Genomic DNA, 25,835 nt, shown 5'->3' on the forward strand with positions numbered 1-25,835 from the left:
CCGGCTGTCCGTTACCTCGCCGGCATCATCTCGTACACCAGAACCTTGAAGGATCCCGGCACCATCGTCGGCCGGCCGGGCTTGCCGTCGGCGCCAGGTGCGCCGGGCTTGTACTCGGCGGCCGCCACGTAGAGACGATGAGTCGCCGGGTCGAGCGTCATCGTGCGCGACCGCGGAGGCGTGGCGAGCTTCTGAACGAGAGCCAGCTTGCCCGTCGCGTCCACCTTCGCCACCGTGAGCGTGCCATCGCTGCTCGACGCGAACGCGTAGCCGGTGCCGGGGTCGAAGGCGTTTGCATCGACGCCGGGTCCGATCGGCAGGCTGCCGAGCACCTTGCCGTTCGTGCTGTCCATCATCACCATCATGTTGTTCGAGCAGCCGATGAAGAGGCGATGATTGGCCAGGTCGATGGCCAGGCCGGAGGCCTCTTCGCCCGGTGCGATCGGCCAGGTGTTCACCACCGCGTGCGTGGTGGTGTCGATGGCGACGACCGAGTTGGTGTCCTCGATGTTGTTGTAGATGCGGCCGGCCTTGATGTCCACCACCGCGAACTCTGGCTTGCCCGCGAGCGGGATGGTGGCTTTCACGGCACCGGACGTGGCATCGAACACCGTGGCCGACTTGCCGCGGCCGTTGAAGGTGTAGACCTCCTTGTGCGCGGGCTCGTAGAGAATCGCGTCCGGATTCTGACCGGTGTCCACCTTCGAGAGGATCTGCAGCGTCTTCAGATCGACGAGACCGGCCTTCGACTCCTGTCCGTGGCTCGAGAAGCCCTTGCCGAGGTCCGGTGCGACCGCGAAGCCGTGCACGCCGGGCGTGGGTGCCACCTCGCCGACGACCTCGTTCTTCGCGGTGTCGATCACGACCACCTTGGTGCCGTGCGCCACGTACAGCCGCTTGGCCGCACTGTCCACCGAGAGGTAGTCCCACCCGCCGTCGGTGGCGACCGCGATCTCCTTCAGCAGCTTGTATGGGCCGTCGGCCGCCTGAAGCGGCACCTGCGACGAGAGCGCCGCCATGACGATGGCTGCGCCAACGAGTATCGCTGGTATCCTGTTCAGCTTCATCGTGTCTCTCCTTGCCGGTATCACGGTACATGGACCGACCGGCACATCCAGTTACGGCTCCTGCGGGCCGCACGTTTACCTGGGCCTGGCCAGCGACACCAGCTCCAGGCCGTCATCTTTGGCTACTTCTTCTCGGGCGCGGCTGCGACCGGTTTGCCGTCCGGGGTGAACGAGACGCTCTTCTTCGCGTCGCCCTTCAGCGCGAACTCGTATTCCACGACGGTCCCACGCGTGAGCTTCTCCGCCTTGGCGATGGTGGCCTTCGGATGGAGTTCGTGGAGCGCCGCGCTGACGGGGGCGGGCAGATCGGCCGGCTTGATCTCCTCTTCGATCTCGCTCACGGTGCCGTCCGGGTTGTAGATGAGGTCGCGGCCCATGCCCTTGTCGGTGCTCTCGACCTCATACACCGTCTTGCCATTCTCCACTTCCTTCGCGACGTTCTTGATGACCGCGTCGGGATAAGTCTTCTTGAATGCGTCGGCAATCGCCGTCGGCAGTTGCACCTTGGCCGCCGGCTTCGTCACCGCGGCCTTCGCGCCGGCTTCCTGCTTCACCGCCGGCTTCCGCGCTGGTGTCTGGGCCGGCTGCTGCGCGGCAGCGAATGCGGCGAACGACACGACGAGCAGCGCACCAGTTGCGAACGTTCGGATCGTCTTCATGTGCAGTCCTTCATCGAGGCAGAGATTTGTCGAGCGCCAGCACGATTCGGAAGACGCTCCCGTGGCCCAACGACGACTCAGCCTCGAGTTGGCCGCCGTTGGCCTCGATCGACCATTGCGCGATCGACAGGCCGAGACCCGCGCCGCCGGCAGCGGCGGAACGCGCGCCGTCCACGCGGTAGAAACGCTCGAAGAGATGGGGCAGGTGTTCCGCGGCGATGCCCGGCCCGTCGTCGGCGACCTCGAGCACGGCGCGGCTCGCATCCTGACGGACCACCACGCGGATCCTGGAATCGTCCGGGCTGAACTTGATGGCGTTGTCGAGGAGATTGATGACGGCCTGCCGGATCGTCGTGCGATCGGCCCGCACGGGTACCGGGCCCTCCGACACGAGTTCGATCGTCTGTCGCTTCTCCTCCGCCAGCACTCCCAGGTCGTCGACCGCCTCCCGGGCGGTTTCGGCGAGATCGAGGGGCGCAGTCGAGAGGCCCACGCGGCCCGCATCGGCGCGCGACAACGTGAGGAGACTGTCGACGAGCTTCGTGAGGCGGTCGGCTTCCTCGAGGATGCTTCCCACCATCTCGCGGTACTCGGCCTCGCCGCGGCGTTCGCGGAGGCCGACCTCTCCGACGCTGCGGATGGCCGTCAACGGCGTGCGCAGCTCGTGCGACGCGTCGGCCGTGAAGCGCCGCAGTGTCTCGAAGGATCGCTGCAACCGCGCGAGCGCGTCGTTGAAGACCAGTGCAAGCTGGCCGAACTCGTCCTGTGGGTTCTCGATCGGAAGCCGGTCGTCCAGCCGGTCGGCCGTGATCTGCCGTGCACGGGCGGTCATGGCGGCGACCGGCGCCAGCGCGCGCCGGGCCAGCCAGTAGCCGGCCGCCACCGCCACGCCGAAGGCGAGCGGCAGGCTGACCAGCAGCGCGGTGCTGAACTCCCGCAACTCGTGTCGGGCGGCCTCCTCGCTGCTCGCCAGCCGAAGGCTCTCCGACCGGCCGGCCGCCGTCTCGGCCACGCGCTCGCGTTCGATCTGCTCGTGGAGATCGTCGCGAAGCTGCAACCACGAGGCCGCGCCGTAGATGGAGACGACGACGAGCAGGGCGATGCCGTGCGCGAGCGCGAGCCGTGCGCGGACGCTGCCCCGCCAGCGGCGACGGCCAGTGGCGGCCGGCTGAGCCTCGGGAGACCGTGTCATGGCTCGCCCTCGCGCAGCACGAAACCCACACCCCGCACCGTGTGGATCAGCCGGACATCGTGTTCCCGGTCCACCTTCCGGCGCAGTCGCATGATGTGCACGTCGATGACGTTGTCGAGCGGCGTGCCGCGGCCCGGCTCGTTCCAGACTTCGCGGGCAATCATGTCGCGGGACACGACCTGGCCCTGATGCCGCATCAGATACGACAGTAGATCGAACTCACGCGCGGTCAGCGAGAGCGGTTGGTCGCCTCGGATGGCTCGCCGCGAGCCGTGGTCGAGCGTGAGATCGGCCAGTGCGAACCTGGCGGGCTGATCGACGCTGCCCCGGCGGAGCAGCGCGCGGATCCGCGCCAGCAGTTCCGCGAAGGCGAATGGCTTGACGAGGTAGTCGTCCGCGCCCGCGTCCAGACCGGCCACGCGGTCGGAGATGGCGTCGCGAGCCGTGAGGACGAGCACCGGCGTGAGCATCTCGCGGTTCCTCAGATCGGCCAGCACCTGCAGGCCGTCCCGGCCGGGCAGCATCAGGTCGAGTACGATGAGGTCGAAGACGCTGGTGGTCGCCATCGCCGAGGCTTCGTCGCCCGTCGCGGCGAGCGTTACGACGTGTCCATCGGCTTCGAGCCCGCTCGCGAGCGCGTGCGCCACCTTGGTTTCGTCCTCGACCACGAGGATGCGGGTCGTCACGCGTAGAGTTCTACCGCAGCGGTGCCGCCGACGCTACTGAAGTTTTCCTGAACATTGCGCCAGGCGCGAGTCCGGGCGCCGGGGCCGCGTCCCCGGTTTGCGGCATGGGCCAGTGGCGTGGTACGTTGGCCCGCGCTGCATGAACACTCGCCACTATCTCCTCGCCGCCCTGCTGTTGGCCGTGGCATTCCTCGGCGGTTCCTCGCCCCACATCGTGGGTGATGGCGCCGAGTACGTCGCGTACGGCTTGAACTTCGCCTCGTTCCGCGGACCCTCGATCGATCCCGCCAACCTTCCGGCGCTCCGACTCGAGATTGCGGAGCACGAGCAGGTGCCCGCCACCTGGGGCCTCGACACCTCCCTCGTGCGGGGTCGCGACGGAAGGGGCGACTTCGCGCACTTCTGGTTCTACCCGCTTCTGGCCACGCCCGGGCTCTGGGTCACCAGGGCGTGCGGGCTCCACCCCTCATATGCGTTCGCCGCTCTGAATCTGGCCCTGCTGGGGCTGGCCCTCGCGGCGTCCCTGAGAAGCGTGGGCGGTGCAGGGAGTACCCTGTTGTTCCTCGGGCCCATTCTCTGGTGGATCGACAAGCCGCACACTGAGCCGTTCACCTTCGCCCTGTTGATCATCGCCTTCTCGCTGCTTCGCGACCGACCCTGGTGGTCCCTGGTGGCGGCGGGAACGGCGGCCGCGCAGAACCCGCCGATCGGGGCGCTCATCGGCCTGATCGGTGTCGCCCAGATCCTCACGAACCACCAACTCTGGCACGACCGTCGCTGGTGGTCCGGCGTCGCGGCGGGCGTCGGCCTCGCTGTGCTGCCTCCGCTGTACTACCTGACACGATACGGCAGGCTGTCGCTGCTGACAGGTGCGACGCGCGGCACGATGCCGGCGTTCGCCGAATTCGTGGCGCCGGTGCTCGACACCGACATGGGCCTCGTGGCCAGCTGCCCGGTGTTCGCGCTCGTCGCGCTCGCCGCAGTCGTCCTGCTGGCGCGCTATCGGTGGCGCGATCTCCTGGCTGGCGACGTTCAGGTCGCGTGGTTGGCAGCGATGGTGTTCCTGGCTGCCTTTTCGCAGACGACCAATCTCCGTCACGGCGGAACGCCGGGCATGAGCCGCTACGCCTTGTGGCTGATCCCGCTGGCCGTCCCGCTCCTGCGCCGCATCGGCGGCATCGGCCTCGCCGCCTGGACACCAGCCCTGTGGGCCGTGGCCGTGGTGTCCGCGATGGTCAGCTCGGTTGCGTTTCACCCGGGTCGCGCCCAATACGCGAACCAGCCGACACTGCTCGCCGAGTACCTCTGGACGCGTCATCCCATGTGGAACGATCCGCTGGCCGAGGTGTTTCAGAAAGCGAACCTCGCCGCGGCGTGGTGGCTCCCCGTCGCCACGCCCGGCTGCGAGAAGATCCTCCTGCTCGGAACCGGGGCGGGGGACGGTGCGTGGCCGATTCCCTGCTATCCGGCACGGGTCATCGAGAGTTGTCAGGCGCCCAATTCGCTCTGCTACGCCAATCGTGTTGACGGGAAGTACCGGTTCATCTTCCCGCCGGGTCCCAGGAACGGCGGGTACCACCTGCGGCGCGGGGATATCTGGCCGGCGAGCGGCGAAGCCGCCGTCCGTGAGCTGTTCAACGAGTGGAGATGGCGAGAGATGAGCCTCGCGCGCAAGCCGCCGGCGATCGTGCGGGAGGTCATCAACGTCGGGCGATTCTGGTCCTGGGTCGGTCCCGATCGCTACTTGTTCGTCGTTCAACGTCCAGCGGGCGGCGCGAGCGTCACCTTCCGGTTGCCGCGCGAGATGGAGGGGCGTCTCATCGACGTGGCCACCGGCACTACCATCCAGACGCTCCGTTCCGACAAGACACCGTTCGCCAGGCTGTCGGTTGCGCTACCGCCGGGGTCGGATCCGCTGATCGTGGCGTTCCGATAAGCCGGAGCGTGCGGGCCTGCGACACCACGCCACAGGCGGTCGATGCAGATCGACGCACGGTACTGGTCTTCATGCCCCTTCCCGGTGTAATCTCTTGGCGGAAAGAGTGGTTCCCCCAGCCGCCGGGAATCCGGCGCCCCCATCCGGACCATTCGTCGCTGCAGGCGGTTCTGCGTTCGTTAACCTCTTTGAGCAACACAGCTTTGATGGCTGGGCTTCGTCCTCGGAACGAGGCTTGCTCGGGTCAGCCGTATGCCTGAAGCCAAACGTCGTGTGCGAGGTATCGTCGTCATCCACGCTGAACGGTGCAAGGGGTGCGCGCTCTGCGTCGAGTTCTGCCCGACCGACGTGCTGGCGCTCTCGAGTTCGTTCACCACCAAGGGGTACCATCCGCCGGAGATCGTCCGGCCGGAGGCGTGTTCGGGGTGCGACCTGTGCGGGATGTACTGCCCGGATTTCGCAATATACGGATACCGGCTCCAAGCCATCATTTGAGGTTCTCATGCATGCCGATCCGGCTGGCGTCCTGACGGGCGCCCACTTCATCGACGGCGACCACGCGTGCTGCGAGGGTGCGCTGGCGGCCGAGTGCCGCTTCGTCGCCGGCTACCCGATTACCCCGTCCACGGAAGTCGTCGAGCGTATTGCGCTGCGGTTCCCGGAGGTCGGGGGAGTCTTCATCCAGATGGAAGACGAACTCGCCTCGTCCATCGCGATCGCGGGCGCGGTCTGGGGCGGCAAGCGCGCCATGACCGTGACGTCGGGCCCGGGCTTCTCGCTGATGATGGAGCACCTGGGCTTCGCGGTCATGACCGAGACACCGTGCGTCTTCGTCAACGTGCAGCGTGGCGGCCCGTCCACCGGCCTGCCGACCCTGCCGGCGCAGGCGGACATGATGCAGGCGCGTTGGGGATCGCACGGCGACTACGAGATCATTGCCGTGTCGCCCAACTCGCCGCAGGAGTGCTTCGACCTCACGATCAAGGCGTTCAATCTCGCCGAGCAGTACCGCACGCCGGCGCTCGTCATGATGGACGAGTGCGTCGGCCACATGATGGAGCGCGTCGTCATTCCGAAGCCGGAGGAGATCGAGATCTACCCGCGCCGGTGGACCAACGCGCCCCTCGACGAATACCTGCCGTTCGCGCCCGAACAGGACATGGTGCCGGCGATGGCCCGGGCGGGACAGGGCTACCGCTTCCACATGACCGGACTGACGCACAACGAGAAGGGCTATCCCGACATGACCGTGGCCGGCCAGGCTCGGCTGCTCGGGCGGCTCGTCGACAAGATCAAGAAGAACGCCCTGGCCCTGACCGACGTCGTGGCCGACCAGGTGGAGGGCGCCGAAGCGGTCGTCATCTCCTACGGGATCACCTCGCGCGTCGCGCAGAAGGCCGTCATGGCCATGCGAGCGAAGGGGCGCCGGATCGGATCGCTGCGCCTGCGCACGGTGTGGCCGTTCCCCGAGCACGTGATTCGCGACCTTGCGAAGACGGTGAAGGCGCTGGTGGTGCCGGAACTCAATCTCGGCCAGATGGTGCGCGAGGTGGAGCGCTGCGCGCAGGGAACGCGCGTGGTGAGCGTGCCGCATGCGGGCGGCACGGTCCACGACCCGGCCGTCATTGTCCAGGCGATCACGGAGGCACTGCGATGAGCATCGAAAACCCGGTCGAACGATACCTCCGCATCGATCGCATGCCGCACATCTGGTGCCCCGGCTGCGGCATCGGCACGACGGTCAACTGTTTCACCCGGGCGATCGACGAGAGCGGGATCCCGATGGATCGGCTGGCGGTCGTGTCGGGCATCGGCTGCACGGGCCGCGTCGCCGGCTACATGCACGTGGACTCGTTCCACACGACGCACGGCCGGGCAATTCCGTTCGCCACGGGCCTCAAGCTCGCCGCGCCCGACATGAAGGTCGTGGTCTACAGCGGCGACGGCGACCTGTTCGCCATCGGCGGCAACCACTTCATCCACGCCGCGCGCCGCAACCTCGACATGACCGTCATCTGCGTGAACAACCTGACCTACGGCATGACCGGCGGCCAGTTGACGCCGACGACGCCCGAGGAAGCCATTGCGTCGACCACGCCGTACGGCAACTACGAGCATCCGTTCAACCTGCCGTACCTCGCGGAGTCGTGCGGCGCCGTCTACGTCGCCCGCTGGACGACCTACCACGTCACGCAGATGAAGAAGTCGATGAAAGAGGCGCTCCAGAAGAAGGGCTTCTCGTTCGTCGAGATCCTGTCACCGTGCCCGACGCTCTACGGGCGGCGCAACCGGATCGGCGACTCGCTCGACGAGATGAAGACCTACAAGGAGCGCAGCCAAATCAAGAACGGGGCCGACACGAAGGACGTGGACATCGGCATGGCCGGTCCGATTGTCGTCGGGAAGTTCGTCGACCGCGAGCGGACCACGTATCAGGACGCAATGGAAGCTTTCTATGCGCGCAAGCTGGGCGACCGGTACGCGCGGGCGAGTCGATAAATGGCGCAGACGCAAATTCGTATCGGCGGATTCGGCGGCCAGGGCGTCATCCTGAGCGGCATCATCATCGGGCGCGCGGCGGCCATCCACGGCGGGCTGCACGCGACGCTCATCCAGAGCTTCGGGCCCGAGGCCCGCGGCAGCTCGTCGAGCGCCGAGCTCATCGTGGCCGACGAGCCCATCCTCTATCCCTACGTCAAAGAGCTGGACATGCTCGTCGTCCTCTCCCAGGACGCCTACGCGCGCTTCACGCCCGCGCTGAAAAAGGGCGGCCTGCTGGTGACCGAGGCCGATCTCGTGAAGATCACGCCGCCGGCTCCCGATGCGAAGCACTTCGTCGTGCCTGCCACCCGGCTGGCCGAGGAGATCGGCCGGAAGATCGTCCTCAACATCATCACCGTCGGGTTCTTCGGTGCGGTCAGCCGGCTGATTTCGGTCGACGCTCTCGAGACGGCGGTGAAGGAGTCGGTGCCGGCCGGGACGCTCGACCTGAACCTCCGTGCCTTCAGGAAGGGCTACGAAGCGGGGCTGGAACAGTTGGCCAAGGTGCAACAGGCCACCGTGTAGTGGCCGGTTGACGGCGGCTGGCGTCCGCCGGCACGGCGCCTGCGTCGCGTGATAGGATCGCGGGACAGGTTTCTCCGGCCATGCCCTTTTCAGAGGTCGTCGGTCACGCGCGCCCCTTGGGCCTGCTCTCGCGGTCCATGACACGCGGCTCCCTGCCTCCGAGTCTCCTCTTTACCGGCCCCGAGGGTGTCGGCAAGAGGCTCGTGGCGCAGGCCCTCGCGCAGGTACTGAACTGCCTGCAGCCGGACGGCGGCGACGCGTGCGGGCGGTGCCCCGCGTGCCGGCGGATCGCGAAGGGCACGCATCCCGACGTGCTGGTCATCGAGCCGCCGGAGGCGGGGGCGACCAAGATCGACACGATTCGGCCCGCCATCGCGGCGACCGCGTACCGACCGTTCGAGGGCCGCTTTCGCGTCGTGATCGTGGACGAGGCCGATCGTCTGACCGACGATGCGCAGAACGCGCTGCTGAAGAGCCTCGAGGAGCCGGCGCCCGGGTCCGTCTTCATTCTCGTGTCGTCGCGGCCGGAAACGCTGCTGGCGACGATCCGCTCTCGCTGCTCGCGCCTGCGGTTCGGCCGCCTGCCGGCCGGCGACGTAGCCCGCCTGCTGACCGAGCGGCACGGCTGCGAGGCGGCGGACGCCTACGCGCTGGCCGCGGTCGCGGACGGTAGTCCAGGCCGGGCGCTGGAGTCGAGTTCGCGCTCGTTCCGGGCCGCCCGGGACGCGGCGATGTCGCTCCTGCGGGCGACGGCGACCGCCACCTCGGCCAAGGCCAGACTCCAGGCGGCCACGGCCTTGACGGTTGGCAAGCCGTCGTCGGCGGGCGAGCGCGAGGAGTTGTCGATGCGGGTGACGCTGCTCGCGTCACTCTTGCGCGACGTGGCCCTCATCACGAGCGGAGGAGCGGCAGACACGATTGCCAATGGCGATTTGTCCGACGAACTGACACAACTCGCACGGACGTTCGGCAGCGACCGGGCGCTCGGTGCGTTTGCCGCCGCGGATCGGGCGGTCGCGGCGCTGCGGCGAAACGCCAGCCCGAAGATCGTCGCGGGCTGGCTGGCGGTTCACGTGTAGCCGGCCATGGAATCTCCACGGGAGGAATCCGTCGTTCGGGTGCAGATGTGCGGGGGCGGGCGACCGTGTCCCTGCGCCGTGCCCTCTGCGGTCGCCGTCCGTCCGCTCCGGCCCGGCGTGCCGCTCGTCGTGGAGACTGACGTGGGTCTGTCGATCGGCCGCGTGTTCGGGCCCGCGATGACCGTGGTCACGGCCGGTGCCGCCGCTCGGGCCGACGTGCCCTTCCGCGTGCTGCGCGTCGCGACCGATGACGACATCGGCGTGCGGCGGCGCCAGATGCAGCGCGAACGCGAGGCGTACCGGATTGGACTGCTGAAGATCCGCGAGCGCGGCCTCGCGATGAAGCTCACGCGGGTCGAGCAGCTCTACGACGGCTCCCGGCTCATCTTCTACTTCACGGCGGAAGGCCGGGTGGATTTCCGGGAACTCGTGCGGGAACTCGCCGTCGAGTTCCGGAGTCGGATCGAGATGCGCCAGATCGGCGTCCGCGACGAGGCGCGGATGCTGGGCGGCTACGGATCGTGCGGCCGCCCGCTGTGCTGCACCGCCTGGCTGCAGTCGTTCGAACCGGTGTCCATCAAGATGGCCAAGCAGCAGGACCTGAGCCTCAATCCCTCGAAGCTGTCCGGGCTGTGTGGCCGCCTCAAGTGCTGCCTGCGGTACGAGCTTCCCGAAGGAAAGCTGCCGCGCCGCGCCGAGGTGCGCGACGAGGCACTGCCGGAGGGTTAGCGTGTCCGAACTGCCTCGCATCGCGTTCACGATGGGAGACCCGGCCGGCATCGGGCCCGAGATCGTCGCGGCCGCCGCCGCGGACGTCCGGGTTCGCCGGGTGTGCCAGCCCGTCATCTACGGTCCCGCCGACCCTTCGACCTTTGCGCCCGGTGTCCTGTCCAAGGAGGCAGGGCGCGCGGCCTATGAGGCCCTCGTGCGGGCCGTCGACGATGCGACAGCCGGCCGAGTCGCAGCCATCGTTACCGCCCCGGTGAACAAGGAGGCCTGGGCGCTGGCCGGGATCCACTGGCCCGGCCACACCGATCTGCTCGCGCACCTCACCGGCGCCCGTCGTGTGGCGATGATGTTCTACTCGCAGCCGCTGCGCGTCGTCCTGGCGACGGTACATGTCGCGCTCGCCGACGTGCCACGCCTCCTGACCCGCACACTGCTGGAGGAGTTGATCCGCCTGTCCGCCCGAGAACTCCCGAGATTCGGGTTTCGGAGGCCGCGGCTCGGGGTGGCCGGTCTCAACCCGCATGCGGGCGAGCACGGCGTCATCGGCGCCGAAGACGACGCAGTGCTGGCACCGGCGATTGCCGCGTGCCGGTCGGAGGGGATCGCGGTCGATGGGCCGTTTCCCGCCGACACGCTGTTCGTCCGCTCCATGCGCGGGGAGTTCGATGCGGTCATCGCGTGTTATCACGACCAGGGCCTGGTGCCCATCAAGCTCGTGGCATTCGGCCACGCGGTGAATGTGACGCTTGGCCTGCCGATCATCCGGACGTCGGTCGACCACGGGACGGCGTTCGACATCGCGGGTCGGGGACTGGCCGATCCGGGCAGTATGATCGAGGCGGTGCTGCTGGCCGCGCGACTCGTCGAAAGCGGAAGGCATGCCTGAGAAGACTGCACGCGAGAAGGCGGAGAAGAACGTCGCGGAGAACCGCAAGGCGTTCCACGACTACCACATCCTCGAAACGTTCGAAGCCGGCGTCGTCCTGCTCGGGACCGAGGTCAAGGCGATCCGCGAGGGCCGGGTGAACCTCCGTGACAGCTTCGGCCGCGTCGAGGGTGGAGAAGTGTACGTCCTCAACATCCACGTGAGTCCGTACAGCCACCGCGGGTACGCGGACCACGAGCCGTTGCGACGCCGGAAGCTGCTGCTGCACCGGCAGGAGATCCGCAAGCTGATTGGCAAGACGACCGAGCGGGGGATGACGCTCGTGCCGCTTCGGCTCTATTTCAAGAACGGGCGCGTGAAGATTGCGATCGGCCTGGCAAAGGGCAAGAAAGAATACGACCGCCGCGAGACGATCAAACGCCGGGAGACCGACCGCGAGACGCGGGCCGCGATCAAAGAGAGGCAGCGGTAGTGGAACCTCCCGCGTTCCTGGGGCGTGGACCCCGCGCGATCGCGATCGTCGGCCGCGTGCTGCTGGTTGCGCTGGCGATTCTGGCGGTGTGGCCCATGCGCACCTACCTGTCGCTCAGCGGCGTGTCGTGGACGGCGGCTCTGCTCGTCCTCGTGCTGGTCCTCGCCGCGTTGCGCCCCGCCGACGCCCTGCTGGTCGCCATCGCCCTCGCGCCGCTGGCGATTCCCCTCGGAACAATCCTCCGCTCGCCGTCGAGCCTCGGCACGCCGCTCGTCCGGGCGTGCCTCGTGGGCTGCCTCGTGCATCTGGCTGTACGTCCCCACGGCCGCCTGGCGGAAGGCCCCCGCAGCCTGATGCGACCCGCAGCCGTGCTGGCCGCCGTCTACCTCGCATCGTGCGCCGTCCAACTGATCGTCCTGCAGGTGTCCACCGACGACGGGTGGCCGTTCCTCCAGTTGGTGGCGGCCACCGCCTGCCTCCACTACTTTCTCGACTGGGCGCCGCTCCACCCCATCCTTGCCGCGGGAATCTTCCCGCTCGACTGTCTTGGGTTGTTCGCGGCGGCGATGGTTCTCGGGCATCGGAGTCCGCCCGTCGGCCGACGGTTGCTGGTGGCCACGGCCGTGGGGGCGGCGGGCCTGGCTGCCCTGAGCCTCATCGAGTTTCTCAGACTGGCGCTGGCGGGCGGATCGTTCTGGAGCACGTTGGGGAGCCAGTGGGCGACGGTGCGGATCAGCCCTGCATTTCCGGACGTCAACGCCGCCGGATCCTACCTGGCCCTCGCCCTGCCGATCGTGGCCGGTCTGGCGTGGCGCGACGATGGCGTTCGACGCCGGTGGCTGCTGGTGGCCGCGCTCGTCGCGGCCGGCCTGTGGCTGGCCGGATCCCGCGCCGCCGTTGCGTCCGCGACCCTGGTTCTGCTGCTGATGGTTCTGGGTGGCCGACGCACGCGAACCAGCGTCGCCCTCCTGCTCGCAGGGGCCGTACTGATGGCGGTGGCTGTGTACGGGCTCCGCCCCACGCTCGCCGCCTGGTTCGATCCGCCCGCCAGCACCCAGCGTTCTCTGCGCGTGGCCTTCAACGTACGGGCGGAGATGGCGAGGACGGCGTTCCGGATGGTCGAGGACCACCCTGCGTTCGGGGTCGGAGCCGGCGCGTTCTATCGGCGTTCGAGCGAGTACATCACACCCTGGATCCACGAGCGGGTCAACGCCGAAAACGCGCACAACAACTTCCTGCAGGTGGTGGCGGAACTCGGTCTCGTCGGAACCGTTCCGTTCGTCTGGCTCTTCGTGGCGATCGGATCTCGCGCGAGACAGTTCCTGAGGCGCCATCGGGCGAGCGGTGCGGTCATCGGTGCGATCGGTGGGCTGGTGGCGTTCGCGCTGACGTGCCTGACCGGGCACCCGCTCCTCATTCAACCCGTCGCACTGGCGTTCTGGGCGGCGGTCGGCGCGGTGGCCGGGATCGTCACGTCCGATGAGGAACCGGCCGAGCCGGCGGTACCGGCCCGATCTGACGCGGGGCGGGTTCGCTGGTCCGCGATCGTCGCCACGAGCAGCGTCGTGCTGCTGGTCGCGTCGGTTCCCTGGCGCGGTGAAGTGGCACTGGCAGGCGCCGATCTTCGCGACGCCGCCATCGGCTTCTCCAGATGGGAGCGGCACCAGGACGGCACGACGTTCCGTTACATGAAGGAGCACGCGCAGTTCTTCGTGCCGGCCGGCATCGCTGCGCTGAGGCTGCCCGTTCGAATCGATCCCGGCCGGTCATCCGGGGCCAACATCGAGATACGCATCGACGATCGCCCTCCGGATCGCGTGCACGTCGAGGGCGAGCAGTGGACGCGCGTCATGATCGGATTCGACCGGGACAGGACTGGCCGGCGCTATCGCCGCGTGCGGCTCGAGGTCCCGAACGGGCCGGTCCGCATCCTCGTCGGACGGCCCGAAGAACTGCGGCCGGGGACACGGCCGGTTCCGTGAAGAAGGCAGGCTGACTAGCGCAGCTTGATGCCCGACTCGTTCGTCCCGCCAATCCAGGTCACCGTCGGGCTGTCCCAATACATCGAACGCTCGACGGCAATCGGCACCGCGTTGGTCGATTCGAGCATGGCACCGAACATCTCGCCGGAGGCCAGCCCCAGTTCGCGGGACATCACCGTCACGCGGGAGTTGGCCGCCACCGTCCGCTGGAGCACGATCGGCGGCTGATTGTCGCGCACCACCGTGATGGTCACCGTCGCGCCCTGGCTGTTCGGGTTGGCCATCACGATGAAGCTCAGCGTGTTGTAGGTGCCGCCGTCCTCACCCTCGGCCAGCGCCCACTTGGTGCCGAGTTCGGAGACGCCTGCCGAGTTGTGTCCCTCGTGCCACTGCCGGCCGGGCCAATACATCGACCGCTCGGCCACGACGGGCAGCGTGGAGGCGATCGAGGCGCTGACGTCGGTGTTCCCGAGGCCGGGGACGTCGTTGACCCGGATGGTCGTCCGGCTTTCGGGCGCGAGTTGGTAGACCTGGGTGATGACGTCGCCCACCGGGCGGAGGTAGCGAATTGTCACCGCGGCCGCCGACAGGTTGGGGTTGGACAGGAGGATGTACTCGGTGAACACCGAGTCGGCGCGCCCTTCGGCGAGGAACCACTGCGTGGATGGGGCCTCGACGCCGGTGGAATCCGTGCCGCCCTTCCACCACTGGCTCTTCGTGCTGAAATACATCGACCGCTCGGCCACGATCGGCGCCGAGGCGTGCACGGTCATCGCGAATGCCTGGCTGCCGAGGCCCGGCACGTTGTTCGTGTAGATGGTCTGCCGGCGGTTTGCGGGCACCACGTAGACGTCGCGCAGTGTCTTGCCGCTGGCCAGGTAGTAGAGGACTTCGACGTTGACATCGGTCGCGTTGCCGTTGGCCAGCAGCAGGTAGGTGTCGAAGCCGTGAGCGTCGCCGTCCGCGAAGTACCACGAGGTCGAAGCCCTGGACACCGCCTTGCCGGTGTGGCCCGCGTTCATCTGCTTCGCGCCGCCCCAGGTCATCGTTCGCTCCACCACGACGCCGCCGCGCTGGGTGGTGACTTCAGCCGACATCGACGTGTTCTCGAGGCCGGGGATCTCGTTCACGCGGATGGTGCGGCGGCTCAGGCCGGGAATCGAGTACTTCTGGATGATCGGCGCGGCGCCCTGGCGGAGGAACTTGACGGTGACTTCGGCGGTGTCGATGCCGGGGTTCGCGATCGCGATGCGCGCCTTGAAGAAGCCGGTGCAGCCTTCGGCGAGGAACCAGGTGTTCGGAAGGGTCGGGTCGGTTCCCGCGGTGAACTCGTCCTGGTTGGTCACGCCGTCGCCATCGTCATCGGCTGCCATGTTCGTGATGCCGAAACGCGCCATCCACGCGCTCTCCGTCTCGCCCGACGGGCTGAGCCGCGGCATGGTGACCGCCACCTCGGCGGACATCGGGCTCGACAGGCCGTCGATGCTCGTCGCCTGCACCGCGAAGTAGTAGGTCTGTCCGGCCATGAGGTCGCTGACCGTCCGGGACGTCACGTTCCCAACCGCCGCGCTGGAGGTGTAGACACCCGACTGGGTGCCCCAGTACACCGTGTAGCCGGCGATGTCCGGTTCGGCGTTCGGATCCCAACTGATGGTCACCGACCCGGCTTCCAATCGGCCGGCCAGCAGAACCAGGAGCGCGAGGAGGATATATGAGCGGGTAGTTTTGAACATGGCGGCTTCGCTTCTCTGGCCGCCATAGGGGCAAGGCTGGTACCGGTGGTGCTGAAGGCGAACACCACGCGAACCAAGGTTGTTTTCCCAATTGTTCCAAGCTGTTCTCCCGGGTGCCAGCAACCGCTCGCGAGTACGCCGTTACGATTTCGTAATCAAGATTGCGGTCTTGTCGGGCCGGCGGATCCGACGATCAGGGGAGCGGCGGTCTGGCCAATCTGGGATGTGGCGTGTACCATGTAACGGTTTTCGGCCCGCTCGATCGCCCCCTGGCGTGGCCGCTGGACTCCTGATCGAACGAATTCATACTCAACGAGACTCGGAGTTGGACTCATGTCATCGGTTGTAACCAGGGTTCCTCTGCTCGATCTTCAGCCGCAGTACCTCCCGATTCGGGACGCGGTGCTGGCGGCCATCACGCGAGTCTGCGACAGTCAGCGGTTCATCATGGGGCCTGAGGTGGAAGGGCTCGAGCGCGAACTGGCGGAGATGCTCGGCGTTCGCGAGGCGATTGGTGTCTCGTCGGGGACCGACGCGTTGCTCGCCGCGATGATGGCGCTCGGCATCGGTGCGGGAGACGAGGTCATTACCAGCACCTATTCGTTCTTCGCGACGGCGGGCTGCATCGTCCGGCTCGGTGCACGTCCCGTGCTCGTGGACATCGATCCGGTCACGTACAACATCGATCCCGTGGCGATGTCCGCGGCCCTGACGGCTCGGACGAAGGCGGTCATCCCGGTGCATCTCTACGGTTGCAGCGCGGACATGACCCCGATCCTCGAGGCGGCATCACGCGCCGGCGTGGCCGTGATCGAGGACGCCGCACAGGCCATTGGCACGCGCTATCGCGGCAAGGCCGTGGGCGGGCTGGGGACGCTTGGCTGCTTCTCGTTCTTTCCGAGCAAGAACCTCGGCGCGTTCGGTGACGGCGGGCTGGTGACAACCGACGACAGCGCCCTCGCGCACCGTGTGCGACTCGTGCGGAATCACGGGGCGGAGCCGAAGTACTACCACCAGTTCGTTGGCGCGAATTTCCGGCTGGATGCGCTCCAGGCTGCGGTTCTGCGGGTGAAGCTGCCGCACCTGGCGGCATGGACGGACGCACGTCGCCGGAATGCGGCGCGCTACCGGGAACTGCTGCAACCGCTCGCGAGCCAGGGCCGGCTCGTCCTTCCCGTGGAACCCGTGGGGCTCTTCCACATCTACAACCAGTTCGTGATCCGCGTGCAGGATCGCGACCTCGTGCGCGCCGCGCTCGACAAGCGCGGCATCGGCACCGAGGTCTACTACCCGGTGCCATTTCATCTGCAGGAGTGTTTTGCGTTCCTCGGGCACAAGAGGGGCGCCTTCCCGCAGGCCGAGGAGGCTGCCGACCACACGATGGCACTGCCGATCTACGGTGAGTTGACCGACGATCAGCTTCGTTACGTGGCCGCCTCGATCACCGACATCCTGAAGTAGGAACACCAATAATCATGGCCGTCCGAACCGCAGACATCACGCCGACCACGTCCCCGCGATCATCATGGGTGCCGAGCACCACGACTCAGATCTTCATCGGCCTCGTCATTGGCATTGCGATCGGCATCGCCTGGCCCGGCAAGGAGGGATACGCGGCGCAGATCAAGCCGCTGGCCGACATGTTCCTGCGGATGATCAAGATGATCATCGCGCCGCTGCTGTTCTCGACGCTGGTGGTCGGGATTGCCGGCACGGGCGATCTCAAGGCGATGGGTCGCATCGGCCTGAAGGCGCTCATCTACTTCGAGGTGGCGACGACGATCGCGCTGTTCCTGGGGCTGGCGCTCGTGAACATCGTGCGGCCGGCGGCCGGGGTTCCCACCATCGGCACCGGGGCCGATCTGGCCGCCCTGGCGGCGCGGCCCCAGACCGCGTGGGAGATCCTGGTGCACCTCTTCCCGACGTCGGTCATCGACGCCATGGCCCGCGGTGACATCCTGCAGGTCGTGGTCTTCTCGATCTTCTTCGGCGTGGCGCTGGCGGCGGTCGGCGACAGAGGCCGTCCGGTCGTCGAGGTCCTCGACAGCACGGCCCAGGTGATGTTCACGTTCACCGGCTACGTCATGAAGTTCGCGCCGATTGGCGTCATGGCGGCCATCGCCGCCACCGTCGGCACGATGGGTCTGGGCATCCTCGTCACGCTCGGCAAGCTAATCCTCCTGATGTACGGCGGCCTCCTGATGTTCGCGCTCATCGTGGTCGGCGGAGTGTCGATCCTGATCCGGGTGCCGTTCTTCACGTTCGTTCGAGCGATCCGGGAACCCTTCCTCATCGCGTTCACGACGGCCAGTTCGGAGGCGGCGTTGCCCAAGGCGCTCGAGATCATGGAGCGCTTCGGCTGCCCAAAGAACATCGTCGGGCTGGTGCTTCCAACCGGGTACAGCTTCAACCTGGATGGAACCACGCTCTATCTCTCGCTGGCCAGCGTGTTCGTCGCGCAACTGGCGGGTCTCGACATGTCGTTCGGCCAGCAGATTGTGATGATGTTGACGCTCATGCTGACGAGCAAGGGCGTGGCGGGCGTCCCGCGCGCCGCGCTCGTCGTGCTCACAGCCACGCTGACCTCTTTCAACCTTCCGATCCAGGGTGCGGCGATCCTGCTCGGCATCGACCAGATCATGGACATGGGCCGTACCGCGGTGAACGTGATGGGGAACTGCATCGCGACGGCCGTGGTGTCCCGCTGGGAGGGCGTGTTCGACGACGCGAAGATGCGCGAGTTTGCGAGGAAGGCGGCGTAGAACGTCGATGAGGATCCTGGTGGCCGGGGCGGCCGGGCAACTCGGGGCGACGATGCTGGAGTCGTTGGCGGGGCGCCACGACGTGATCGCCACGACGCTGCGTGAGCTGGACATTCGCGACCACCGTGCGGTGACCGCTGCGGTACGGGAGGCGCGCCCGGCCGCGGTGATCAACTGCACGGCGTTCACCGACGTGGACCGCGCGGAGGACGAACCGGTCGAAGCCCTCGACGTCAACGCGTTTGGGGTGCGCGCGCTGGCCCTGGCGGCGCGTGACGCGGGCGCAGCCTTCGTGCACTTCAGCACCGACTTCGTGTTCGACGGCGCCGGGACTCGGCCCTACACCGAAGACGATCTCCCCAATCCGCGGAGCGCGTACGCGTGCTCGAAACTGATCGGCGAGTGGTTCGCGCGGGACGCCGGCCGCCACTACGTTCTGCGAGTCGAGAGCCTCTTCGGTGCTCCCACGGCGCCCGGCGCGCCTCGACGCTCGAGCGTGGACGTGATCGTGGACTCCATCCTCGCCGGACGCGAGGCGCGGGTCTTCGTCGATCGCACGGTGTCCCCGAGCTACACCCGCGATGTCGCTGCCGCGACCGCCCTGTTGATCGAGCGCGAGGCTCCTTCCGGCCTCTATCACTGCGTCAATTCGGGGCACTGTACGTGGCACGAACTCGGTCTGGAGGTTGGGCGACAGGTGGGGGTGGAGGCCCGTCTGGCGCCGGTCCGGATGGCTGACGTGAAACTTCGTGCCGCCCGTCCGATCTACTGTGCGCTCGACAACCGAAAGCTGGCGCAGGCGGGAATGCCGATGCCGACATGGCAGGATGCGCTCGCGCGTCACCTGTCCGAGCGGACGAAGCGTCCTTGACCCCCCGTCGGCCGCACCATAGAATTCCAGTGTTTCGACCGTTTCTGTTGCAAGGATCGTGCTATGGCCAAGCGTGCGCTCATCACCGGCATCACCGGGCAGGACGGGTCGTACCTCGCCGAACTGCTGCTCGAGAAGGGCTACGAGGTCACCGGCATCGTCCGCCGTGCGAGCGCGCCGAACCTGTGGCGAATAGAGCACCTGCTCGACCGCGTCACGCTGCGGCCGGCCGACCTCCTCGATCAGTTGTCGCTGATGCGCGTGCTGAGCGACGTCCAGCCCGACGAACTGTACAACCTGGCCGCCATGTCGTTCGTGCCGGCGAGCTGGGACCAGCCGATGCTGACCGGCGAGTTCAACTCGCAGGGTGTCACGCGCGTGCTCGAGGCCGTTCGCCAGGTGAGTCCGAAGGTCCGTCTGTATCAGGCTTCGTCGAGCGAGATGTTCGGCAAGGTCCGCGAGGTTCCGCAGACCGAGTTGACCCCGTTCTATCCCCGCAGCCCCTACGGGGTGTCGAAGGCGTTCGGCCACTACATCACCGTCAACTACCGGGAGAGCTACAACCTGTACGCCTGCTCCGGCATCCTGTTCAACCACGAATCGCCGCGGCGTGGTCTGGAGTTCGTGACGCGGAAGGTGACCGACGGGGCTGCGCGGATCAAGCTGGGACTGGCCGACTCGCTCCCGCTCGGCAACCTCGACGCCTGCCGTGACTGGGGGTTCGCCGGCGACTACGTTCGCGCGATGTGGTTGATGCTCCAGCAGGACGAGCCGGACGACTACGTCGTCGCCAGCGGGATTGCGCACTCGGTGCGCGATCTGGTCGACGTCGCCTTCTCCCGCGTCGGTCTCGACTGGACCACGCACGTGAAGGTCGATGCAGCACTGCTGCGTCCGGCCGAAGTGGACCACCTGATCGGGGACCCGACCAAGGCCAGGACGAAGCTGGGCTGGAAGCCGACGGTGGACTTCAAAGACCTCATCGAGATGATGGTCGATGCGGATCTGAAACGTCTGGCGGCGTCGGACAGCCAGCGCACACGGTTCTCGTCTCTGTAGCCCTCGCGCCTCAATGACGCACGGAGCCGGTTCCGCCCATCGTCCGCCGACCCACGACGGCCCGTTGCTGGCGCGCAACGCGACGCTGAACCTCCTCGGCCAGGTGGCGCCCGCTCTGGCCGCTCTCGTCTCGCTGCCGGTGTTGGCGCGTCTCCATACGCGAGAGGTCCTCGGCCTCCTCACGCTCTCCTGGGTCATCGTGGGCTACTTCGGTCTCTTCGACCTCGGCCTCTCGCGGGCGCTGACCCAACTCGTCGCGGCCCGCCTCGGGGCCGGCCGGCGGGAACCGATCCCTGGGCTGATCTGGACGGCCTCCCTGTCTCTGGCCGGGGTCGGCGCGGCGGGGGGCCTGCTCATGCTGGCCTCGTCGAACTGGATCGTCACCTCGGCACTCCACATCTCGCCGCTCCTGGTGGGCGACGCCAGGCTCGCTGTCCAGTTGATCGCCGTATCGCTGCCGTTCGTCACGGTCTCGTCCGGGCTGCGCGGCGTGCTCGAGGCGTACCAACGCTTCGACTTGGTGTCGCTCGTGCGATCCCCGTCCAGCGGCCTGATGTATCTGGGTCCGGCGGCCGCCGCGATGTTCTCCCGGTCGCTGGCGCTCGCCGTCGCCGTGCTCGTCGTCGTTCGCATCGCGGCGTGCGGGGCCTACGTGCTGTGCGCGCTTCGCGTCGAACCGGCGCTCCGCGACGGCATCCGGCCTTCGGCCAGCGGCTGGCGGGAACTGGCCGGCTCAGGGGCGTGGCTCATGGTGGCCAACATCGGAAGCTCGGCTCTCGGCTACGTCGATCGGCTCGTCGTGGGCGCGGTCGTTCCGGCCGCGGCGCTGGCGTACTACGCGACGCCGCAGGAAGTGGTGACGAAAGTCCTGATCATTCCGGCGGCGATCAGTGGCGTGGTGTTTCCCGCGTTCAGCGCGGTTCCCGATTCGGAGCGCGACCGACTGGCGCGGTTGTTCGGTCGTTCGATCCGCTATTCGTTCCTGCTGCTGTTTCCCGTGACGCTGCTCATCGCGGCAGCCGCGCCCGAAGCCCTCACCCTGTGGGTGGGACGCGACTTTGCGGCGCAGGGGACCGTGCCGACGCAGTGGTTCTGTCTTGGCCTGCTGGCCAATGGACTGGCGTTGACCCCGTTCTCCTTCGTGCAGGCGCGTGGCGGCGCATCGACGGTTGCCTCTCTGCAGGTGTTGGAACTGCCGCTGTTCGTGGGCGCGATGTGGATGGTGACCGGTCGCTACGGTATCACCGGGGCGGCGGCCGTCTGGGCCCTTCGCGCGGCCGCCGATCTACTCATCCTCGCGATCGCGAGCCGCCTTCAGGTTCCCGAACTTCGTGGGATGGGGCGGAGTATCGCGGCCGGGTGTGTGGCGGTCCCGCTCGCCTTCCTCATCATCGGCGCGACAAGCCCGCTCACCGGTCGAATTGCGGCCGCGGCGACGGTATTGGGCGCCGTGGCCGTCGTGGCCATCGTGACCGCCGACCGCATGGAGCGGGACTGGGTCCACGGTGTGTGGTGCCGCGTGCGCGGGTTCGGACGGAGTCCGCGATGACGCCGTCGCTCGACATCGTCATCGTCAACTGGAACACCGGGAGACAACTGCGGGCTTGTCTCGATTCGATTGTGCGGACCAGCCGCCTGGGATATGTGCTGCGCCGGGTCATCGTGGTGGACAACGCGTCGAGCGATGGATCGTGTGACAGTCTGGAAGCGGAGGACCTGCCGCTTGTTGCGGTGCGCAACCTGACGAATCGAGGGTTCGCGGCCGCGTGCAATCAGGGCGCGCGCGGCTCGGACGCCGACTACCTGCTGTTTCTCAACCCGGATGTCGTGCTGTTCGAGCGCTCGCTCGAACGGCCACTGGCGTTTCTGGAGACATCGGCGGCCGGTCACGCCGGGATCTGCGGGATTCGACTGATCGACGAAGCCGGCACCCCCTGCATGTCGGCCGCGCGGTTTCCGTCTGCCAAGAGCTTCCTCATCGACGCGCTCGGCCTCTCGCGCTCGTGGCCGCGCCGGTTTCCGCCGACGATGCTGTGCCCCGACGAGAACGTCGGCTTACTGGAAGTCGATCAGGTGATCGGCGCGTTCTTCCTGATTCGCAGGCACCTGTTCGTGCAACTCGAGGGCTTCGACGAGCGCTTCTTCGTGTACTTCGAGGAACTCGATCTCTCACTTCGCGCCCGAAGGCTTGGGCACTCCTCCTGGGTGCTCACCGATGTGGCGGCGCGCCATCTGGGCGGGTTGTCCACGGGCCAGGTTCGCGCGAAACGGCTCTTCTATTCGCTGCGCAGCCGGCTGGTCTACGCGTCGAAACACTACAGCCGGGCGGGCCGTGCCCTGGTGACGGTGGCGACCGTCCTGGAACTGGGCCCGAGGTTGCTGCGCGCCGCGCTCCGCGCATCGGCCCGCGAGGCGCGGGAGACGCTCGTTGCCTATTGGTGGCTGGCGCCCGCCCTGGTCGCCTCGGCCTCACGGCGCGATGCATCCGGTCCGACCTCTCCTCGATCCGACGCGCCGGGTGGTTGACGCGCGCCGGCCGGCTCGAGGAACGCGTTCGCACACACGACGTAGAAGGGCAGGAACGCGACGAACCTGAATGACATGAGTGGCTGGAATCCGATCTCGAAGGCGGTGGTCACGAACCAGAGCCAGACAGCCGTCCGGCGGCTGCGGAGGTTCGTCCACAGGAATGCCAGCAGTCCTCCATAGATGCACGCGACCGCCGGGAACCCGCCCCGGAGCAGCGTGAGCACGATGCCGCAGTCCCCGAAGTAGAGCAGGTCGGAGTAGGCGAATCCGATGGGCGACAGGGGATGCTTGGCGATGAACGCGACGTCGCCAGCCAGCAGCCCATCTGCACCGAATCTCGCCCCGAACCCGCTCATGCGGTCGCCGACGAACAGCCCGCGGAGGACCACCAACGCCGAGTGCTGGCCTCCCAGCGCATGGACGGCGGCGAAGACCATGACCGCCGCCGTGATCGCTGCCAACGGGACACGGATCCGCGGCATCTTCTGCGCGGCCGCCCAGAGGACCTGCGGAACGGCCACGAGGAGAAACAAGCTGGACGTCGTGGAACTGACGGCAGCCAGGAGTGCCACGTAGGCCGCGGCGAGCGCGAGCCACCGCAGTTTCGGCTCGGCCCGGTACTGCAGCAGTGCGAGATAGAAGAGCAGGTAGTACATGAAACCAGCGAGCGAGTGCGTCGCGAAGATGCCCACCGGTTTCCCGAGCATGAACATGCCAGGAAGCAGGGCGCTGTAGTACTGCGTATAGAACAGGATCAAGAAATCGCTGATCAGTCGCACCTTGAACAGGAGCCCGAACCCGATGGCGATCGTGAGCGAGTGAACGATCGCGAGCACCATCGGACCGCTGCCCTCCAACCGCACCCGGCGCAGGTCCAGGCACAGCGTCAACGCGAGCGCCAGGAAGATGAACGGGACGCCCGGGCTGACCGTTGGTAGCGGCGTGAAGACAGTAGCCGTCGTCAGGAGGGCCATCAACACGAGCGAGTTGACGACCAGCGCGCGGCCGGCCAGCATGGCTGGCAGGGCCGCCAGCAGGCCCAGCAGCGTGGCCGTGCCGACGAGCGACAAGATCGTCAGCCACCGTGATGCCGACCCGCCGACCGAACTGGGGGAATAGAAGGCCACGAGCGCCAGGGTCAGAACTACCCCGAGACCCATGCGGCCGGCGCGGGCAGTGTCGATCCAGCGCGACGGGATGAGTTGTACTGCCCGATCGCGGCGTGTTCGCCGGGTGGCCCACCACATCATGATGGCGGCCAGGAGCCAGGCCAGCACGTTCACGACGGGACCGATACGGATCAAGCCGTCTTGCCGGTCCGGCCGCCGAGGCACCACCGAGGGGACCTCGACCCGCCTCGTCCATCGAATGCCGGGTGTCACGCGACCACCCCAACGGATCGCGCCTGCCTCCCAGTAGACGACCGACTCCGCCACGAACGGGACGGGCTCCGCGCCGACCGTTCCCGCGATCGACTCGAGGAACGCGGTGAACCGGCGCTCCCTGGCCGCGGGCGGCACGAAGCCGGCGGCCAACGTTCTCCGCGAGAACGGGGGAACGTTGGCCACGACCGTTCGCGCTCCAGCGCCGTCGTCGAAGATGAATGTTCCGCGGATCGACAGGCGTTCGGACGTCGGGTTCAGCACGGGGAAGAACAGCTGGAGACCGGGTTGGGTCGATGTCGTGCTGAACGCCCACCTCATCGACGTTTCACGGACGCCGGTGCCGACATGGCCACCCTCCCAGTTCGAGACGGTCCAATCCGCCGGGTCATTCGGTTTCCGTCCCCATTGGAACACCCGCGTCACGGTGACCGGCACGCCGTTGCCGCTGCGGACCGTGGTCGCGAACAGATGGTTGTCCATCGATTGGTTGGAGCCGGCCCGGATGATTACGCGCGAACGGGGCCCGACCGGAAACCACCGGTTGACATCGTACGGATCCGGGCGCGTGATGATTGGTCGGCCGCGTTCGATGTAGTACCTCAGTTGCACGTTCGCCGATCGAACGTCGCTCGGATTGGTGATGATGAAGTAGGTCTCCTGTTCGTCCGGGGCCATCGACCGTACGGAGCCCATCGCGAAGTACCACTCGAGGGCGGGCTCCGGTGGGGGCGGCTCGGGGATCGCCTGCCGGGCGCTGGCCCACGCGTTGCGTGTCCACGGCCAGAAACTGGTTCGTTCCGCGTGGACGAGGACATCGGACTCGATGTCGATGGCGAACGGGCGGCTGGCGAACTCAGACGTGTCGATATCCCAGGTCCTGCACCCCATGGGCAGATCGGCGCGCGTCCGCGGCGCGATGTTCACGAGCAGGGCCTTCTCGAACGCCGGCTCGTGGAGCGTTCGCAGGCGGACGCGCACGTGTGCCATGCCATCGGTGGGGTTGATGAGCTGTACCGCCTCGCCAGAGACAGTCGAGGGCCTCCTGCCGAGAACCGAACCGAGCGGTGTGGCATCGAGCCACCTCGGGCCCAGCGCCGCGAGCAGCAGGTTGACGGACGTCGCAGCTGGCGGCCGCCAATCGACGACCTGTTCGCTCAGGATGCGTTCGTTGTCGGGGCAGGGAGTGGTCGAGCCGGAATTCAGGCACTCCACCGTTACGGAGATCGGATCGAACGGGCGCACGAGTCCCGGTAGCAGAATCTCGAAGTCGAGATCGCGGTGCCCCGTGGCGGGTAGTTCAATCGTGCGGACGACGCGGATCGAGTCTCCCGCGTGCCCCGCAGCGGATCGGACGACGGCCGTCACGCGAGCGTCGACCGGTTCCGGGTTCGGGTTCGTCAGGCTCAGCAGGTGCACGAACGAGGGAGCCGGAACGACCGGATCGAGCCTCCATGCCCGGGACAGCGGCGCCAGCTGGGCGGATGCCAGACCGGCGCCACAGAGCATGGCCGCCAGCCACAGGCCGGCCCGAATCAGCCGGAGGACGGGCCGTACCGTTCGCGCGCGCGTCCGCCCGTGGTTGGATGGCATCTAGTGGCAGAGTAGTGACAAACTCGGAGAATTGGCAAAGAATACCTCACCAAGTGCTGTCACACAACACGGTCCAACCGGAGAGCGGTCTTGCGCGATCCGTCGCATCGTCGAACGCGTCGTCGGCAGCGCTCCGCACGCTGTTCATCGTA

General features: G+C 67.5%; 22 protein-coding genes. 16 read left to right on the plus strand and 6 right to left on the minus strand.

Annotated features, from left to right (window positions below):
* Positions 1-11: 11 nt before the first annotated feature.
* The 4 genes from VGK32_16440 to VGK32_16455 form a co-directional block, all read right to left on the minus strand.
* On the minus strand, positions 12-1,067 hold the full coding sequence (locus VGK32_16440; protein ID HEY3383362.1) for a YncE family protein: 1,056 nt from the start codon (positions 1,065-1,067) through the stop codon (positions 12-14).
* A 122-nt stretch (positions 1,068-1,189) separates the two neighbouring features.
* A complete protein-coding gene (locus VGK32_16445; protein ID HEY3383363.1) occupies positions 1,190-1,726 on the minus strand; it encodes a PepSY-like domain-containing protein in 537 nt (178 codons plus the stop codon).
* A gap of 10 nt (positions 1,727-1,736) precedes the next feature.
* Positions 1,737-2,918, minus strand: a complete 1,182-nt coding sequence (locus VGK32_16450; GenBank protein ID HEY3383364.1) for an ATP-binding protein — start codon at positions 2,916-2,918, stop codon at positions 1,737-1,739.
* Positions 2,915-3,604, minus strand: coding sequence for a response regulator transcription factor (locus VGK32_16455; GenBank protein HEY3383365.1), 690 nt, complete (start codon positions 3,602-3,604; stop codon positions 2,915-2,917). The genes VGK32_16450 and VGK32_16455 overlap by 4 nt, the downstream gene beginning before the upstream one ends.
* Before the next feature lie 139 nt (positions 3,605-3,743).
* Between VGK32_16455 and VGK32_16460 the strand changes: the two genes are divergently transcribed.
* The 10 genes from VGK32_16460 to VGK32_16505 all read left to right on the plus strand — a co-directional run bounded on the left by VGK32_16460 (position 3,744) and on the right by VGK32_16505 (position 13,754).
* Entirely contained in the window at positions 3,744-5,540 is a 1,797-nt protein-coding gene (locus tag VGK32_16460) for a hypothetical protein (protein ID HEY3383366.1), read from the plus strand.
* 252 nt (positions 5,541-5,792) lie between these two features.
* On the plus strand, positions 5,793-6,035 hold the full coding sequence (locus VGK32_16465; GenBank protein ID HEY3383367.1) for a 4Fe-4S dicluster domain-containing protein: 243 nt from the start codon (positions 5,793-5,795) through the stop codon (positions 6,033-6,035).
* 7 nt (positions 6,036-6,042) lie between these two features.
* Positions 6,043-7,197 (plus strand): 2-oxoacid:acceptor oxidoreductase subunit alpha, encoded by a 1,155-nt coding sequence (locus VGK32_16470; GenBank protein HEY3383368.1) that lies wholly within the window; start codon positions 6,043-6,045, stop codon positions 7,195-7,197.
* A complete protein-coding gene (locus tag VGK32_16475; protein HEY3383369.1) occupies positions 7,194-8,039 on the plus strand; it encodes a 2-oxoacid:ferredoxin oxidoreductase subunit beta in 846 nt (281 codons plus the stop codon). The genes VGK32_16470 and VGK32_16475 overlap by 4 nt, the downstream gene beginning before the upstream one ends.
* The gene (locus VGK32_16480; protein ID HEY3383370.1) at positions 8,040-8,606 is read left to right on the plus strand and encodes a 2-oxoacid:acceptor oxidoreductase family protein; all 567 of its coding nucleotides are present in this window, start codon (positions 8,040-8,042) and stop codon (positions 8,604-8,606) included.
* Positions 8,607-8,686: 80 nt separating this feature from the next.
* On the plus strand, positions 8,687-9,685 hold the full coding sequence (gene holB / locus VGK32_16485) for a DNA polymerase III subunit delta' (GenBank protein HEY3383371.1): 999 nt from the start codon (positions 8,687-8,689) through the stop codon (positions 9,683-9,685).
* Positions 9,686-9,691: 6 nt separating this feature from the next.
* Positions 9,692-10,414, plus strand: a complete 723-nt coding sequence (ricT, locus tag VGK32_16490) for a regulatory iron-sulfur-containing complex subunit RicT (protein HEY3383372.1) — start codon at positions 9,692-9,694, stop codon at positions 10,412-10,414.
* A gap of 1 nt (position 10,415) precedes the next feature.
* Complete coding sequence (pdxA, locus tag VGK32_16495; GenBank protein ID HEY3383373.1) at positions 10,416-11,300, plus strand: 4-hydroxythreonine-4-phosphate dehydrogenase PdxA; 885 nt, start codon at positions 10,416-10,418, stop codon at positions 11,298-11,300.
* Positions 11,293-11,772 (plus strand): SsrA-binding protein SmpB, encoded by a 480-nt coding sequence (gene smpB, locus VGK32_16500; GenBank protein ID HEY3383374.1) that lies wholly within the window; start codon positions 11,293-11,295, stop codon positions 11,770-11,772. Before pdxA ends, smpB begins: the two co-directional genes overlap by 8 nt.
* On the plus strand, positions 11,772-13,754 hold the full coding sequence (locus VGK32_16505) for an O-antigen ligase family protein (protein HEY3383375.1): 1,983 nt from the start codon (positions 11,772-11,774) through the stop codon (positions 13,752-13,754). Before smpB ends, VGK32_16505 begins: the two co-directional genes overlap by 1 nt.
* 14 nt (positions 13,755-13,768) lie before the next feature.
* Here the strand turns inward: VGK32_16505 and VGK32_16510 are convergent, their stop codons facing one another.
* Entirely contained in the window at positions 13,769-15,487 is a 1,719-nt protein-coding gene (locus tag VGK32_16510; protein HEY3383376.1) for a fibronectin type III domain-containing protein, read from the minus strand.
* 333 nt (positions 15,488-15,820) lie between these two features.
* On the opposite strand from VGK32_16510, the gene VGK32_16515 reads away from it, so the two are divergent.
* The 6 genes from VGK32_16515 (at position 15,821) to VGK32_16540 (ending at position 22,705) form a co-directional block, all read left to right on the plus strand.
* Entirely contained in the window at positions 15,821-16,948 is a 1,128-nt protein-coding gene (locus tag VGK32_16515; protein ID HEY3383377.1) for a DegT/DnrJ/EryC1/StrS family aminotransferase, read from the plus strand.
* A gap of 14 nt (positions 16,949-16,962) precedes the next feature.
* Complete coding sequence (locus VGK32_16520) at positions 16,963-18,249, plus strand: cation:dicarboxylase symporter family transporter (protein HEY3383378.1); 1,287 nt, start codon at positions 16,963-16,965, stop codon at positions 18,247-18,249.
* Between the two features lie 7 nt (positions 18,250-18,256).
* Positions 18,257-19,120: a dTDP-4-dehydrorhamnose reductase gene (rfbD, locus tag VGK32_16525; protein ID HEY3383379.1), complete on the plus strand. Its 864-nt coding sequence runs from the start codon at positions 18,257-18,259 to the stop codon at positions 19,118-19,120.
* 63 nt (positions 19,121-19,183) lie between these two features.
* Positions 19,184-20,179: a GDP-mannose 4,6-dehydratase gene (gene gmd, locus VGK32_16530; GenBank protein HEY3383380.1), complete on the plus strand. Its 996-nt coding sequence runs from the start codon at positions 19,184-19,186 to the stop codon at positions 20,177-20,179.
* A 13-nt stretch (positions 20,180-20,192) separates the two neighbouring features.
* Positions 20,193-21,728, plus strand: a complete 1,536-nt coding sequence (locus tag VGK32_16535) for an oligosaccharide flippase family protein (protein ID HEY3383381.1) — start codon at positions 20,193-20,195, stop codon at positions 21,726-21,728.
* The gene (locus tag VGK32_16540) at positions 21,725-22,705 is read left to right on the plus strand and encodes a glycosyltransferase family 2 protein (protein HEY3383382.1); all 981 of its coding nucleotides are present in this window, start codon (positions 21,725-21,727) and stop codon (positions 22,703-22,705) included. Before VGK32_16535 ends, VGK32_16540 begins: the two co-directional genes overlap by 4 nt.
* Here the strand turns inward: VGK32_16540 and VGK32_16545 are convergent.
* Positions 22,612-25,683: a hypothetical protein gene (locus VGK32_16545; GenBank protein HEY3383383.1), complete on the minus strand. Its 3,072-nt coding sequence runs from the start codon at positions 25,681-25,683 to the stop codon at positions 22,612-22,614. The genes VGK32_16540 and VGK32_16545 overlap by 94 nt on opposite strands.
* Positions 25,684-25,835: the final 152 nt, after the last annotated feature.

The organism is Vicinamibacterales bacterium, assembly GCA_036504215.1.
Classification (GTDB): Bacteria; Acidobacteriota; Vicinamibacteria; order Vicinamibacterales; family Fen-181; genus FEN-299.

What these genes read in the sequence shown, in the direction of transcription:
- VGK32_16440 (HEY3383362.1), bottom strand. Translation starts at nt 1,067, where the DNA reads ATGAAGCTGAACAGGATACCAGCGATACTCGTTGGCGCAGCCATCGTC.
- VGK32_16445 (HEY3383363.1), bottom strand. Translation starts at nt 1,726, where the DNA reads ATGAAGACGATCCGAACGTTCGCAACTGGTGCGCTGCTCGTCGTGTCG.
- VGK32_16450 (HEY3383364.1), bottom strand. Translation starts at nt 2,918, where the DNA reads ATGACACGGTCTCCCGAGGCTCAGCCGGCCGCCACTGGCCGTCGCCGC.
- VGK32_16460 (HEY3383366.1), top strand. Translation starts at nt 3,744, where the DNA reads ATGAACACTCGCCACTATCTCCTCGCCGCCCTGCTGTTGGCCGTGGCA.
- VGK32_16465 (HEY3383367.1), top strand. Translation starts at nt 5,793, where the DNA reads ATGCCTGAAGCCAAACGTCGTGTGCGAGGTATCGTCGTCATCCACGCT.
- VGK32_16470 (HEY3383368.1), top strand. Translation starts at nt 6,043, where the DNA reads ATGCATGCCGATCCGGCTGGCGTCCTGACGGGCGCCCACTTCATCGAC.
- VGK32_16475 (HEY3383369.1), top strand. Translation starts at nt 7,194, where the DNA reads ATGAGCATCGAAAACCCGGTCGAACGATACCTCCGCATCGATCGCATG.
- VGK32_16480 (HEY3383370.1), top strand. Translation starts at nt 8,040, where the DNA reads ATGGCGCAGACGCAAATTCGTATCGGCGGATTCGGCGGCCAGGGCGTC.
- holB (HEY3383371.1), top strand. Translation starts at nt 8,687, where the DNA reads ATGCCCTTTTCAGAGGTCGTCGGTCACGCGCGCCCCTTGGGCCTGCTC.
- ricT (HEY3383372.1), top strand. Translation starts at nt 9,692, where the DNA reads ATGGAATCTCCACGGGAGGAATCCGTCGTTCGGGTGCAGATGTGCGGG.
- smpB (HEY3383374.1), top strand. Translation starts at nt 11,293, where the DNA reads ATGCCTGAGAAGACTGCACGCGAGAAGGCGGAGAAGAACGTCGCGGAG.
- VGK32_16510 (HEY3383376.1), bottom strand. Translation starts at nt 15,487, where the DNA reads ATGTTCAAAACTACCCGCTCATATATCCTCCTCGCGCTCCTGGTTCTG.
- VGK32_16515 (HEY3383377.1), top strand. Translation starts at nt 15,821, where the DNA reads ATGTCATCGGTTGTAACCAGGGTTCCTCTGCTCGATCTTCAGCCGCAG.
- VGK32_16520 (HEY3383378.1), top strand. Translation starts at nt 16,963, where the DNA reads ATGGCCGTCCGAACCGCAGACATCACGCCGACCACGTCCCCGCGATCA.
- rfbD (HEY3383379.1), top strand. Translation starts at nt 18,257, where the DNA reads ATGAGGATCCTGGTGGCCGGGGCGGCCGGGCAACTCGGGGCGACGATG.
- gmd (HEY3383380.1), top strand. Translation starts at nt 19,184, where the DNA reads ATGGCCAAGCGTGCGCTCATCACCGGCATCACCGGGCAGGACGGGTCG.
- VGK32_16535 (HEY3383381.1), top strand. Translation starts at nt 20,193, where the DNA reads ATGACGCACGGAGCCGGTTCCGCCCATCGTCCGCCGACCCACGACGGC.
- VGK32_16540 (HEY3383382.1), top strand. Translation starts at nt 21,725, where the DNA reads ATGACGCCGTCGCTCGACATCGTCATCGTCAACTGGAACACCGGGAGA.
- VGK32_16545 (HEY3383383.1), bottom strand. Translation starts at nt 25,683, where the DNA reads ATGCCATCCAACCACGGGCGGACGCGCGCGCGAACGGTACGGCCCGTC.